Here is a 12,957-nt window from a genome sequence, read left to right as displayed (position 1 = left end):
TAGGGCCGTCCTGGCCAGCCTCGATACTGACAACTTTCGATACCTCTATAACTTTTAGTTAACCCTGATGACGCCCTCACTGAACTCGATCATGTCTCGCCTGCACATCAAGCAACTGCGTTTGCTGATTGCCCTTGATGAACACGGCTCCTTGCTCGGCGCGGCCAAACAGATCGCGCTGACCCAGCCTGGCGCCAGCAAGGCGCTGCAGGAAATTGAAACCACCTTCGGTACCTCGTTGTTCACCCGCACCAACCGCGGGCTTGAACCCAACGATGCCGGGCGCTTGGTCATCCGCTACGCGCGCCTGATCCAGACCGACCTGGCGCATCTGCGCGAAGAGATCATAGGCATCATGAGTGGCGAGGGCGGGCGCGTGTCGGTCGGCACCATCATGGGGGCCGTGCCGTTGCTGACCACGGCTATCAGCCGGGTGATAGCCGACCATCCCAAGCTGTCCATCGAGATCGTCGAGGACACCAGCGCCACGCTGCTCAGCCAGCTCGATGCCGGGCGCTTGGACCTGGCGATCTGCCGCACCACCATCAGCAATACCCCCTACCTGTACGAAAGCACTACGTTCGTCGAAGAAACCCTGGCGGTAATCGCCAGTACTCAGCACCCGTTCGCCTATGCCCGACAGTTATCGCTAAAGGACCTGATGGATTACCGTTGGGTTGTCTACCGCGCCAACATGCCGATGCGCCTGCTGCTGGAGCGGGAGTTCCATGAGGCGGACCTGCGTTTTCCGGTGCACTTGCTGGAAACCACCTCGGCCTTCGCCACCCTGTCGCTGTTGCAGGAAAACCCGACCCTGGTCGCGCTGGTCTCGACCGACGTGGCGAAGTTCTGCTCCGGCTACGGCTTCACCACCACGCTGCGGCTGCCCATCACCTCGCGCAGCGAACCCTATGAACTGGTGTCGCGCAAAGGCGTGCCGGACTCACCGGCGGCCCGGCTGCTGCGCGAGGCGCTGCTCAATCCCGCCTGACCTACCTGCCGGTGATAGTACCCGCCATCGTGGAGGAGCATTCGTGCGATTCAGGCAAAATTGATTTGTGATGGCGGCGGTGTTCGCGCCGGTTCAAGCTCGCGATACTCGACGGGATTTTGCCTGCCCACTCACTGGCCCCGGATGGCCACCGCGAGGTTTGATCCATGACTATCTCCCGCCGACTGGCGCTCCTGATGACCACGGCCGCGCTGCTCGCCGCCTGTGGCGAATCGTCCAAACTGCCGCCCCAGGCCAGTGTCGGCCCGAACCCGCAACTGCCCGAACCCACCACCTCGCTGATCCCCACGTTGAAGGTGTCCAAGGCGGTCGGTTGGTCGGACGGCGATATGCCCAAGGCCCCGGCCGGGTTCAAGGTGACTGCGCTGGCCGAGCACCTGGACCACCCGCGCTGGGTTTATCTGCTGCCCAATGGCGACGTGCTGGTTGCCGAAAGCAATCACCCGCCGATGCCTGAAGGCGCCACCGATGGCGGCAGCGGACCGCTGGCCTGGGCGCGCCGCACGGCAATGGGGATCGTGATGGGGCGGGTCGGTGCCGATGCGCCTAGCGCCAACCGCATCACCTTGCTGCGCGACGCCGACGGTGATGGTCGCGCGGAACTGCGCACGGTATTCATGAGCGGGCTGACGTCGCCGTTCGGAATGGCGCTGGTGGGGGACGAATTGTTCATCGCCAACGCCGATGCGCTGGTCAAGGTGCCGTACCATGAAGGGCAAACCGAAATCAGCGCGACCCCGGTCAAGGTCACCGACTTGCCGGCAGGCATCAACCACCACTGGACCAAGAACGTGCTGGCCAATCCCGAGGGTACCAAGCTCTACGTGACGGTCGGCTCCAACAGCAATGTCGGTGAAAACGGGCTGGAGGCAGAAGAGGGACGGGCGGCGATCTGGGAAGTCGACGTCAGGAGCGCCGACAAGCGCCTGTTTGCCAGTGGCCTGCGCAACCCCAACGGCATGGCCTGGAAGCCCGGTTCCAAACAGTTGTGGACGGTGGTCAATGAGCGCGACGAAATCGGCAGCGACCTGGTGCCGGACTACCTGACATCAGTGCAGGACGGTGCGTTCTACGGCTGGCCCTGGAGCTACTACGGCAATCATGTCGACGTCCGCGTGCAACCGCCGCGCCCGGACAAGGTGGCCCAGGCCATTGCCCCGGATTACGCCCTGGGCACCCACGTGGCTCCGCTGGGCCTGGCGTTTTCCGATGCGCGCGGCATGCCGGCGGCGTTTGCCAATGGCGCGTTCATCGGCGAACACGGCTCATGGAACCGCAACCCGCAGGCCGGCTACAAGGTGGTGTTCGTGCCGTTCAGCGACGGTAAGCCTTCGGCGCTGCCGGTGGACTTCCTGACCGGTTTCCTCAATGCCGATGGTGAGGCCCAGGGCCGGCCAGTGGGGGTGATGCTCGATCGCAGCGGAGCATTGCTGGTGGCCGATGATGTCGGCAACACGATCTGGCGCGTGACGGCGACGCCGGGCCACGCCGGTTGAGACCGGTGCGCAAGGATGTATCAGGCCGTTGCACGTCTCTTGAGCTGTGCCGTAGCGGTGCGATGGGTTTTTCGTGCGGTCAACAAGCCCAGGCAAATGATGACGATGGTCAGCAAGCCGGTGGCCGTGATCTCGGTGCGGTAGGCCGGAATGAAGAACATGCTCAGCAAGGCGCCGCTGATGAAGGCGATCACCACCCAGGTCAGCCATGGGAACAGCCACATGCGGAACTCCAGTGGTTGCCCGCTGGCCAGCAGCTTTTTCCTCAGGCACAGCTGGGAAACGGCGATGACCAGGTAAACCAGCAGAGCGACGGCCCCGGAGGTTGCCAGCAGGAAAGAGAACACGCTTTGCGGCGCGAAGTAGTTGATGAATGTTGCCATGATGCCGAGCACCGTGGTCGACGTCACGGCCGCACGTGGCACCTTGGCCAGTGTGGTACGGCCGAGGAAGGTCGGTGCGTCACCACGCTTGGCCAGTGAATAGAGCATCCGCGAGCCGGTATACACCTGCGAGTTCATGCAGCTGGCTACCGCTACCAGCACGACAATATCCATCACCAGCTTGGCGTTAGGAATCTGCAGTATTTCCAGCACGCGCTGGAAAGACCCAACCTCGGGCAAGCGCGGGTCATTCCACGGCACGATCGACAAGATCAGCGCGATAGACAGCAGGTAGAAGATGCAGATACGCCATACCACCGAATTGGTCGCGCGGGTGATCTGCCGAGCAGGGTTCTTGGACTCCGCCGCTGCAATGGTCACTACCTCGGCGCCGATGAAGCTGAACATGGTGGTGAGCATGGCGCCGACGATAGCCTGCATGCCGTTGGGCGCGAAGCCGCCGTGCTCGGCCATCAACCGCTGCAGGCCGCTGACTGGACGATCAGGCAACAGGCCCAGCAATGCCGCGGTGCACAAGGCAATGAAGCCAATGATTGCCAGGATCTTCAGCAAGCCGAACCAGAATTCGAATTCGCCATAGCGTGCGACGCTGAAGAAATTCGATGCTGTCACCAGCACGATCACGGTCGAAGCGAATACCCAGGTGTCCACCGCCGGCATCCAGGTATTCAGGATATTGGCCGCGGCGATCGCTTCGAGGGGGATGGCCAGCACCCAGAACCACCAGTAGAGCCAGCCGATGCTGAACCCTGCCCAGCGTCCGATGGCCTGATCGGCATAGGTGGAAAACGAACCAGTGTCCGGCGAGGCGACCGCCATCTCACCTAGCATGCGCATCACCAGCACTACCAGAGCACCGGTGAAAATGTAGGCGAGAAGGGCAGCGGGACCTGCCTTGGCGATTGCGTGACCCGAAAAAACGAAGAGCCCTGCGCCGATCACGCCGGCGATCGAAAGCATGGTGACATGGCGCTGTTTCAGGCCAGGTGCAAGTGATGTATTGGACATGGAAGAACTCGATAATTGTTTTTGGAGCGTTCTAAATCCGTAACGCACGATCAGCCCCTGAATGCCGCTCATAGGTATCCAGGGGCAGGAGCGTCAGCCGTTCTAACGCTTGAACGGACAATCCGCGGCGAGCGCGAGCGCGCTGCGGTCATGGCCGAGCAACTCGCAAAGTGCGTCGACGATGATCTGGTGATCCTGGCGGTTCAAAAATCTTCAACAGCTTCGCTCCGTTCAATAGTGAGTTAAATCCATTTTTTCTCACGCATAGATACTGTTTTACTGTCGTAAAAATCAGCTCGTCACCATGTTTGTTTCAGCGAATATATTTTTAGCTAACAAGTGTTGACAGCTTTCTGTGTCGTTTTTAATGTGAGTGCAATAGTGCACACAAAATAGCATGCATTCGGGTGCCGTACCTTTCTGCCAACAACAATGACTACCAGTGAGGTTGAAAATGGTTCTTCCCATCCCGTCTACGTTCAAATCGCTTTTGATCGGCGCTGGCTTGTGCAGCGCTTTGCTGGCCCAGTCGACGGTGCAGGCCGCTGAGACCTCGCTGTGGCAGGGCGTGCAGAAGTCTGGTGTGCTGAGGTGCGGTGCCGCAGTAGCTGCACCTTATGTGATGCGCGATGCCAAGACGGGTGACTACAGCGGTTATTTCGTTGACCTCTGCAGGGACTTTGGCGAGAAGGTACTGAAGGTCAAGGTCGCCTTCGTCGATACCAACTGGGACAACCTCGTGGCAGGCCTGCAAAGCAGCAAGTGGGACCTGGCCATGGCGCTGAACCAGACGCCGGAGCGGGCACTGGCGGTCGCGTTCACCGTGCCGGCAACTGATTATCAGGTGTCGCTGCTGGTAAACAAGAACAACCCCAAGGTTGCCGACGTGAACGACGACATCGCAAGCCTGGACAAACCCGAGGTCACCTTCGCCGTGATGTCAGGTACTGCACAGGACAAGGCGATTTCCTCAGTGCTGCACAACGGCAAGATCATGCGCCTGCCCGGCATGGATGAGGCTCGGCTGGCCGTCATGTCCAAGCGTGCCGACGTACTGGTCGACGCCAGTGATACCAACCATCTCTTTGCGCTCGCGAACCCCGACTGGACACGTGAAATCCTGCCCAAGCCGGCACTGGCCAAGCAGGGCGTATCCTTCGGCGTGCGCCGCGATATCTCCGCCGCGGACCTGGAGGTCCTGAACATCTATCTGCGCCAGCGCCGCGACACCGGTGAAATCCAGCAACTGGTGGACAAGGCGTCCGTCCAGGCCAACTCGGCGAAGTAACACGATTATCGGCCGCTCATCGAGCGTGGGCGGCCTTCGATGTTTTCAACAATGGAAGGTGAGCACAGATGAGTGACCCAACACGTCCCCTGGCAGGGCAAACTGTCCTGGTGACCGGGGCTTCAGGTGGTATCGGCGCAGCGATTGTCGAACGCCTGGCCGCCGAAGGCGCGCGCGCGGTGATTCACTACAGCCGCGATGCGCAAGGTGCGCAGCAGTTATTGGACCGGATCGGTGGCCAAGGCTGGATCGTGCAAGGTGACCTGAGCCAGGAGGCTGGTCCTGAGCAATTGTGGCGAGCCGCGTTGGACCTGTGTGGTGGAAGAATTCATGGGCTCGTCAACAATGCCGGTATTCGTACCGAGATTGCACTCGAGGCACCGTCCTCTCAATGGCGCGAAGCTTGGCGCCGGGAGTTCCAGGTCAATTTCTTCGCGGCTGCCGATTTGTGTCGCGAGGCCGTCGCGCATTACCGCGCCCACGGCGGCGGGCGCATCATCAACATGGCAAGCCGCGCGGCGCAACGCGGTTATGCCGCGGATGCGTTGCCGTACGGCTCCAGCAAGGCAGCACTGATCAACCTGACCAAGTCCCTGGCCCGCAGTGTGGCAGGCGACGGGGTGGTGGCGGTGGCGATCGCACCGGGCTGGGTGCGCACCGAGATGGCAGAGCAGTTCATCGCTCAGCACGGCGAAGCGGCGGCGGTTTCCGATATACCCGTTGGCCGTATGGCCAGTCCGGCGGAAATCGCCGAATTGGTGGCATTTACCTTGCGTCCTTCGCAGGCATCGCTCAATGGCGCCACCCTGGACGTCAATGGCGGTAGCTATATCCGCTGATGCGTTACCAAAGCTAACCTGCCCCGGCAGGCTTGTTCGATCCCCTCCCAGTCGGGTTGCCTTGCAGTCACATGGCGCGTTATCGAAGGTTGACCCGTCGACGTAGGCGCCGCCCCGGAACGTTGGAGCAGATCCTTGCCGGTCAGGCTTGCCGGCTCCCTGATGACCTCCAGATGAATAGGGGTGATATGCTTCGCCGCTTACCAAACAGGGAGAATGGTGATGCGGTTGCGTGAGAGGCTTCGGGCGTTTCAGGTGTGGTTCAATCCGAATCGCAGGCGGCGCGCCGGAGTGGCGCTGATCGCGCTTGGTGTGGTCGGGATGTTTCTCAACCCTGAAAGCCGGTGGACCTTGGTGTTAGGAACCGGGATCTATTGGTTCTTCACGGCCTTACCACCCGTCCTCGGCGGCAAGCGTTGAGCTCCGGCTATCATTGGTACAGCCATCTTCTTTGGCCCGGTAGCTGGCTGGGTCGTAATCGTAGATCTTCATGATTACCCCCTGCTTGATGCGAGGCCCGATAGGCAGCGGGGGCTGTGGCTCGTGTTCCTTTGCCCAGGCCTTGATGGCCTGCCCACCCATCCAGCGTGGATGGAAAGCCAGTAGCGACTTCTGTGGTGGCGTAGTACGGTCCGCCTTCAACAAACCACCCGGTTCGTTGCCTCCAATCCCACGGACCGGGGCTCTCATGACCTGGGAGGTCGAATGGAAGTCGCTCGAAAGATCAGCCAACAAGAATTGGATAAGGCCTTGGTAGCGTTTGCCCGCTACAAAATCGGAGAAATCAAGATCTTCGACTTGGAGCAGGCAATGAGCTTCGAAGCGGGCGAAGCCTTATCGAAAAGCGGGCTGGTCCGGTTCTCAATAACCAAGATGGTGTCCGGACGGTATCGCATTAGCGATGAAGGGGAGAACGCCATCACACAGGCGGGTCGGGATCGCCTCGAGGTGATCCGCGCCTGACTGTAGGCCCAGCCTGACGATGGTCGCAGTCAGCTCCTGCGGCCATCCGCAAAGCATGCGTAAAGAAAAGCCCGCTCTGCTATGCGGACTAAGGGGCAGCTGAATGGCGTCGTAGTCGAGTTAATCCGGGAGGGGGATGAAGGAGCCTGCTGAGGCTGGTAAATATCCCAACACCAAAGGAGTCTGACTATATCGAACTCGCTCATCACAGTGCTCCGATCCGATCCAAAGCCTGCTTCAGATCGGCGCCTTGAAGCGTTTTCAGATCCAGCGTGAAGAACGCTGCGAAACGCCTTTTGATGTGTCCAACCGTTGCGTCGAATGCGGCCTGGATAGTCTCGTCGCTGCCGTCCACCTCCGATGGGTCAGACAGCTCCCAGTGACTCTTGATGGCTGGGCCAAAATACACCGGGCAAGCTTCGCCACCTGCCTTGTCGCACACTGTGATAACGATATCGGGTGGCGCGTCGGCGAACGCCTCTGAGCCCTTGCTATACAGGTCGGAGGTGTCGATACCCAATCCTTGCAGAGTGCTCACCGCACGTGGATTGAGTTTGCCGCTGGGGAAGCTGCCCGAACTGATGGCCGTGAAGCCGTCCGGCGCAACATGGTTGAACAGTCCTTCGGACAGAACGCTGCGACAGCTATTAGCCGTACACATGAACAAGACCTTCATAAGGTAACTCCTACACGCTGATGCTCAAGCGCACGGCAAGTGCTGCCAGTGTCGTAAGCAGAATGGGAAAGGTGAGTACGCAGCCAACCTTGAAGTAGTAACCCCAGGTGATGCGGATATTTTTCTGAGCCAGGACGTGGAGCCACAACAACGTGGCTAGGCTGCCGATGGGGGTGATCTTCGGGCCCAAGTCGCAGCCGATGACGTTGGCGTACACCATGGCTTCATGTGCGAGCCCAGCTGCTCCACTGCCCTGAATCGACAAGGCACCGATCAGCACGCTGGGCATGTTGTTCATCACAGATGACAGCAGCGCGGCGGTGAAGCCGGTGCCCAGTGTGGCAGCCCACAGGCCATGATCGGCAAAGGTGCCAAGCAGCGAGCTGAGCCCTTCAGTCAGCCCAGCATTCTTCAACCCGTAGATGACCAGATACATGCCAAGTGAAAACAACACGACCTGCCAAGGTGCGTTGAACATCACTTTGCGTGTCGAGATCACATGCCCTTTCGCGGCAATTACCAGGAGCACCAAAGCGCATGCGGCGGCGACGGCACTGATAGGAATGCCACGCGGCTCAAGGGCGAACAAGCCGACCAGGAGAAGCAGCAGCACCCACCAACCAGCGATGAATGTATGGCGATCCTTGATGGCCTCTTCTGGTCGCCGTAGCTCTTCGGGCCAGTACGCCAGCGGCACGTCCTTTCGATAGAACAACCAGAGCATGCCCAAGGTCGTAACGACACTGACCAAGTTCACCGGCCACATGATCGAAGCGTACCGAGCGAAGCCAATGTCGAAGAAGTCGGCGGAAACGATGTTCACCAGGTTTGAGACCACCAAAGGCAAGCTGGCCGTATCTGCAATGAACCCGGCAGCCATCACAAATGCCAAGGTAGCGGCAGGGCTGAAACGCAGCGCGGTCAGCATTGCGATCACGATGGGGGTCAGAATCAATGCTGCACCATCATTGGCAAATAGCGCCGAGACCGCTGCCCCCAAGATCACCATCAACGCAAACAGGCGTGCGCCGCTGCCTCGACCCCACCGAGCGACATGAAGCGCTGCCCACTCGAAAAAGCCTGCCTCATCCAGCAGGAGGCTGATGATGATCACCGCGATGAACGTGGCCGTTGCGTTCCACACAATGTGCCAGACCACCGGGATATCGCTGGTAGCAACAACGCCAGTCAGCAGTGCAAGCACCGCTCCGGCAGACGCACTCCAACCCACGCCAAGCCCACGGGGCTGCCAGATCACCAGTACCAGCGTGGCCAGAAAAATAGAAACTGCCAGCAACATGTCAGGTCTCCAAAAACACTTAGCAACAGGAAACCTGGCGCACCGGACGACCTTCCATGGAAGCAAGGCGATCTTGGTCATCGCCAAGCCAGGAACGGTTAGCCTCAAACGTTGCCTGGAGTACATCCACTGCCCACTGAGGCAGTTCCGGATGAAGGCGGTAGTAAATCCATTGGCCTTGCCGACGATCCTCCAGCAACCCGCAGGTACGAAGCTGAGCCAGGTGGCGGGAGACCTTCGGCTGGCTGTCGTCGAGCGCCCAAATCAGTTCGCAGACGCACAACTCGCCCTCAGCAGCGAGCATGAGCATGATCCGGGCGCGGGTTTCGTCACCGAGGCATTTGAAGAAGGTGTGGGGCTGAATGGGCATGACCAACCTGCATATTTGCTTTTTCGTATATGCGAATTTACAGATATATCATCGCCATTGGAAGGTGCTTATCCTGCATTAGGCGAGCAAGTAAGTCTGTCTTCAGCGTCTTCTTCGCGCAGTAAGGTAGAGATTCCGCCATGCAGGCAAAAGAAAGCCCGCCGAAGCGGGCAAGAACTATCACGTAGGGATAGCTTGGATACTGCCCACTGGGTCGTGAAAATTAAGTGAAAGAAAAGTCCCCGTAATGTGATCACCAAGCCGGCTGCACTTGCCGGGTCAGCCAACGGTATTTACTGCTGGGTTTTCTGCCGCTGTGCGCGTTGGAAACGGGTAATAGCGATTTGCACCACGGCAGCCACGAGGCAAAGCAGACCGATTTTCCAGCTGCCCTCCAGGCCGTAATGGTCGGCGATCGTCCCGGTGATGAGCACGGTGAAGAAGATGGCGAAGGGCAGGATCATTTTGTTCATCGGGGGCTTCCGGCAGGCTGCAAATGGCTGGCATGAGCAGGCAGCTCACCCAGTGGAAATGACGGGGGATCATAGCAAATTCATTTTTGGCATTGTGGCTGCATCCTCCAGACCAACGCAGTTGAAGGCCCGGCCTGGATAGGGGCTGAGCCGCAAATGCGGCCGTTGACCACTCGATGGCAGCCTTGAAATAGAAGGCCGTCAGTGAACCTGGCTCGACCACTTGCGCTGGGTAGCCAGCGCCAACAACTCGCGCTGCCCGGAAATGCCCAGCTTGCGGTACAGCCGCTTGATGTAAGTGGCCGCACTCGACAGCTGAATGCCCATGCTCGCGCTGATGGCCTCGGCCTCACAGCCGGCCAGCATTAACTGCAGCAACTCCCGGTCACGCCGGGTCAGCTCCGGGAACAGGCTGATAACCCGCTCACTGAGCAGGACCGGCATTTCGTTGGCTTCCAGATAAGCCCGGTAGTGCAGGCGCGAGATTTGTACGATCAGTGGGGCGGCTGTTTCGATGACATTTATCTCGTTGGGTGAGAAGCGGCCGTGTTCTCGGCCGCGGTAGAGGTTCACCGACAGCCAGCGGTTGCCATCGCAGTGGGTAAGTAGGGCGACGCGTTCGGAGATTTGCGGCAGCTCGTAGCAGATGCGGCGGTAGTCGCGATGGGTGATGTCTTCGATGCCTTGACGTTGCACCATGATGCGGTCGACGGTCGGCAGGGTGGGGCGCGCGGTCATGGCCTGTTGGTTGCCATCCATGCTGTAGAAGCGTTCGGCGTAGTTGCTGGAGATTCTGGGTAGCTCGATCATTCGCGCCCTGTCGGCGAAGGAAATGACTTGCGGGCTGCGGTTGGGGCTGTAGGCGAAAATGGTGCATTGGGCCAAGGGAACCTGGGCGCTGACCAGTTTCAGCATGTCGGCGGCCAGCAGCTTGCCGTGGCTTTCGCGGGTGCGGGAGAGCAGGGTAGCGGTTTGCTCGATGCTCAGGCGGAAGTCGGTAGTGGTTGGGCGTAATGGCCAGAATTCCATGCTGTTACTCCCTGGGGGCAAGGCAGGACTTATTGTTTTGGACTGTTGGGCAGGATAACCAATTTGTCAGTGAGGGGTGTAGCCTGTGGGTGCGGGCGCGCCCGCGAAACAGGCGACGCGATGGGTGGCACCGGCTTCGCCGGTGTTCGCGAAAGCCTGTGACAATGTGGGCAAATTCAGCTCACCCCGTCTGCTATCTCCCGAGCCACCCAATCCTTGAACGCCTCGGCTACCGGCGACGGGTGCATCGCACCTGACTGCGCCAGCACCACCTTCTGTGGCGACACCTCTTCCAGCAAGGGCAGGCACAACAGCGGGGTACCGTCATAGCAGTGGTCACCAGCAGGCCGGGTGCACGACAAGGCAACCCCATAGCCATGCGCAACCAGCCCCCTTTGCATCTCGAAGGTCTGGGTAAACTGCTGGGTACGCGGTTGCAGGTTATGCGCCCAGAACAGTGAAAGAAAATACTCACGTGTTTGTGCGATGTCCTCAAGAATCAAACATTCTTGCGCCAGTTCATGCAGCGGTATCGCTGCCAGGTGGGCCAGCCGATGGTCTGTGGCAATCAACGCGTAGGGTTTCAACTCAGCCAGTACCTGGCGCGGCAGCGAGGGCTCAAGGCCTATGTCGTAAGTCAGTGCAAGCTCGGCTTTACCGGCGCTGAGGTGGCGGTGTACGTCTGCCAGGTCAGTCTCGAACAGCGTTACCTCGACCTCGGGGTACTGCTTGCGAAAGCCCGACAACAGCCGTGGCGCGTAATAAGGGCCCAAGTCCTGGAAGCAGATAAGCGACAGGTTGCCGCGTAGTGAACCTCGTGGGGTGTCCGCCTGCTGATTCATGGCGATGGCCAGCCCAATGATGTCGCGTGCCTGGGCCAGTAAACGGGTGCCCGCTGACGTCAGCTCCAGCCCGCGGCTGACCTGGCGCCGGAACAGCCGCTCGTTCAGCGCCTCTTCAAGCTGTGCAATCGCCACCGATACCGAGGGCTGTGAAACATGCCGGGCCCTCGCTGCAGCACTGATGCTGCCATGTTCGGCCACGGCGACGAAGTACTCCAATTGCCTGAACGAGAAACCTATCATGTTTTCCTATACTCGGAATTAGGAAATATATTCTTTTCCTATTGGTGCCAAAACGCAATACTCGCTGCGCACCTTGCTTGCTCCGCTTAACACCTGGCAGTGGTGCTGTTGCCCAATAAAAAGACTAAAGGGTGCTAAATGAAACAGTCCGCCGAATTTCAACTAAGCGATGAAACCATCGAGGCGTTCCAGCGTGACGGTGCCGTTTGCGTGCGTAACTTGTTCACGCCGCAAGAAGTTGCACTGCTCGAAACCGGTATCGAACAGAATCTGAAAGCCCCCAGTGAGCGCGCCAAGGTGGCCAGTCGCCCGGATGACCCAGGTTGGTTCTTCGAAGATTTCTGCAACTGGGGCGATATTTCAGCCTATCGCCAGTTCATCTTCGAAAGCCGCGTAGGTAGCGTTGCCGCTCAATTGATGAACAGCGAAACCGCCCGGCTTTATCACGATCACCTGCTGGTCAAGGAACCCAACACCCGCCAGCGAACGCCCTGGCATCAGGATCAACCCTATTACAACATCGATGGGCGCCAGAACTGCAGCATGTGGATGCCCATCGACCCTGTTGCGCGGGAATCCACCCTTGAATTTGTCGGCGGCTCGCACCTTGGGCCGTGGCTGATGCCGCGCAGTTTCCTTGATAGCCAGGCCAGATGGTTCCCGGAAGGCAGCCTGGCGGACTTGCCGGATATCGAGGCCGACCGCAGTGCCTGGAACATCCTCGGCTGGGAACTTTCCCCTGGCGACGCGGTGTTCTTCCACATGCTGACCTTGCATGCCTCCGGTGGTGTCGGCGGCAATCGTCGGCGGCGTGCCTTCTCGGTGCGGTTCCTGGGCGACGACGTTACTCACGCACCGCGCCAGTGGAAAACTTCACCTCAGTTCCCCGGGCTTGAAACACAACTGGCCAGCGGTGCCCCGATGAACCATGAACTGTTCCCGGTGCTGTGGCCAAGGGCTTGATGATTGAAAGAGTGCGTGCCTGATGAAACCGCACGGCATCTACGTTGTGCG

14 protein-coding genes are annotated in these 12,957 nt (G+C 59.6%); 7 read left to right on the top strand and 7 right to left on the bottom strand.

Annotated elements, in window-relative coordinates; all coding sequences use genetic code 11:
• Positions 1 to 67: 67 nt before the first annotated feature.
• Both TZ03_RS11165 and TZ03_RS11160 read left to right on the top strand, forming a co-directional pair.
• Positions 68 to 991 (top strand): LysR family transcriptional regulator, encoded by a 924-nt coding sequence (locus tag TZ03_RS11165; protein WP_051097661.1) that lies wholly within the window; start codon positions 68 to 70, stop codon positions 989 to 991.
• Between the two features lie 167 nt (positions 992 to 1,158).
• Entirely contained in the window at positions 1,159 to 2,508 is a 1,350-nt protein-coding gene (locus TZ03_RS11160; protein WP_051097660.1) for a PQQ-dependent sugar dehydrogenase, read from the top strand.
• A 20-nt stretch (positions 2,509 to 2,528) separates the two neighbouring features.
• Here TZ03_RS11160 and gabP read toward each other — a convergent pair whose 3' ends face one another.
• Entirely contained in the window at positions 2,529 to 3,920 is a 1,392-nt protein-coding gene (gene gabP, locus TZ03_RS11155; RefSeq protein WP_051097659.1) for a GABA permease, read from the bottom strand.
• Positions 3,921 to 4,374: 454 nt separating this feature from the next.
• On the opposite strand from gabP, the gene TZ03_RS11150 reads away from it, so the two are divergent.
• From TZ03_RS11150 to TZ03_RS11135, 4 genes are all read left to right on the top strand, one after another.
• On the top strand, positions 4,375 to 5,208 hold the full coding sequence (locus tag TZ03_RS11150) for a transporter substrate-binding domain-containing protein (protein WP_051097658.1): 834 nt from the start codon (positions 4,375 to 4,377) through the stop codon (positions 5,206 to 5,208).
• A gap of 68 nt (positions 5,209 to 5,276) precedes the next feature.
• On the top strand, positions 5,277 to 6,047 hold the full coding sequence (locus tag TZ03_RS11145; protein WP_051097657.1) for an SDR family NAD(P)-dependent oxidoreductase: 771 nt from the start codon (positions 5,277 to 5,279) through the stop codon (positions 6,045 to 6,047).
• A 222-nt stretch (positions 6,048 to 6,269) separates the two neighbouring features.
• Positions 6,270 to 6,467 carry a hypothetical protein gene (locus TZ03_RS28655; protein WP_082056606.1) on the top strand — a complete coding sequence of 66 codons (198 nt, stop codon included), beginning with the start codon at positions 6,270 to 6,272 and terminating at the stop codon, positions 6,465 to 6,467.
• 285 nt (positions 6,468 to 6,752) lie between these two features.
• Positions 6,753 to 7,010 (top strand): hypothetical protein, encoded by a 258-nt coding sequence (locus TZ03_RS11135; RefSeq protein ID WP_051097655.1) that lies wholly within the window; start codon positions 6,753 to 6,755, stop codon positions 7,008 to 7,010.
• Between the two features lie 205 nt (positions 7,011 to 7,215).
• On the opposite strand, the gene TZ03_RS11130 is transcribed toward TZ03_RS11135, so the two are convergent.
• The 6 genes from TZ03_RS11130 to TZ03_RS11105 form a co-directional block, all read right to left on the bottom strand.
• Entirely contained in the window at positions 7,216 to 7,686 is a 471-nt protein-coding gene (locus tag TZ03_RS11130; RefSeq protein WP_051097654.1) for an arsenate reductase ArsC, read from the bottom strand.
• A gap of 10 nt (positions 7,687 to 7,696) precedes the next feature.
• The gene (locus tag TZ03_RS11125) at positions 7,697 to 8,986 is read right to left on the bottom strand and encodes an arsenic transporter (RefSeq protein ID WP_051097653.1); all 1,290 of its coding nucleotides are present in this window, start codon (positions 8,984 to 8,986) and stop codon (positions 7,697 to 7,699) included.
• Positions 8,987 to 9,005: 19 nt separating this feature from the next.
• Complete coding sequence (locus TZ03_RS11120) at positions 9,006 to 9,356, bottom strand: metalloregulator ArsR/SmtB family transcription factor (protein WP_051097652.1); 351 nt, start codon at positions 9,354 to 9,356, stop codon at positions 9,006 to 9,008.
• A gap of 293 nt (positions 9,357 to 9,649) precedes the next feature.
• Entirely contained in the window at positions 9,650 to 9,829 is a 180-nt protein-coding gene (locus TZ03_RS11115) for a hypothetical protein (RefSeq protein WP_051097651.1), read from the bottom strand.
• A 201-nt stretch (positions 9,830 to 10,030) separates the two neighbouring features.
• Positions 10,031 to 10,858: a helix-turn-helix transcriptional regulator gene (locus TZ03_RS11110; protein WP_053388427.1), complete on the bottom strand. Its 828-nt coding sequence runs from the start codon at positions 10,856 to 10,858 to the stop codon at positions 10,031 to 10,033.
• Positions 10,859 to 11,034: 176 nt separating this feature from the next.
• On the bottom strand, positions 11,035 to 11,943 hold the full coding sequence (locus TZ03_RS11105) for a LysR family transcriptional regulator (RefSeq protein WP_051097650.1): 909 nt from the start codon (positions 11,941 to 11,943) through the stop codon (positions 11,035 to 11,037).
• Positions 11,944 to 12,081: 138 nt separating this feature from the next.
• On the opposite strand from TZ03_RS11105, the gene TZ03_RS11100 reads away from it, so the two are divergent.
• Complete coding sequence (locus TZ03_RS11100) at positions 12,082 to 12,906, top strand: phytanoyl-CoA dioxygenase family protein (protein WP_051097649.1); 825 nt, start codon at positions 12,082 to 12,084, stop codon at positions 12,904 to 12,906.
• Positions 12,907 to 12,957: the final 51 nt, after the last annotated feature.

Origin of the sequence: Pseudomonas sp. 10-1B (assembly GCF_000935045.1) — a bacterium.
GTDB lineage: Bacteria > Pseudomonadota > Gammaproteobacteria > Pseudomonadales > Pseudomonadaceae > Aquipseudomonas.
Note: the sequence above shows the minus strand (reverse complement) of the source record. Positions and strands in the feature narration are given on the sequence as shown.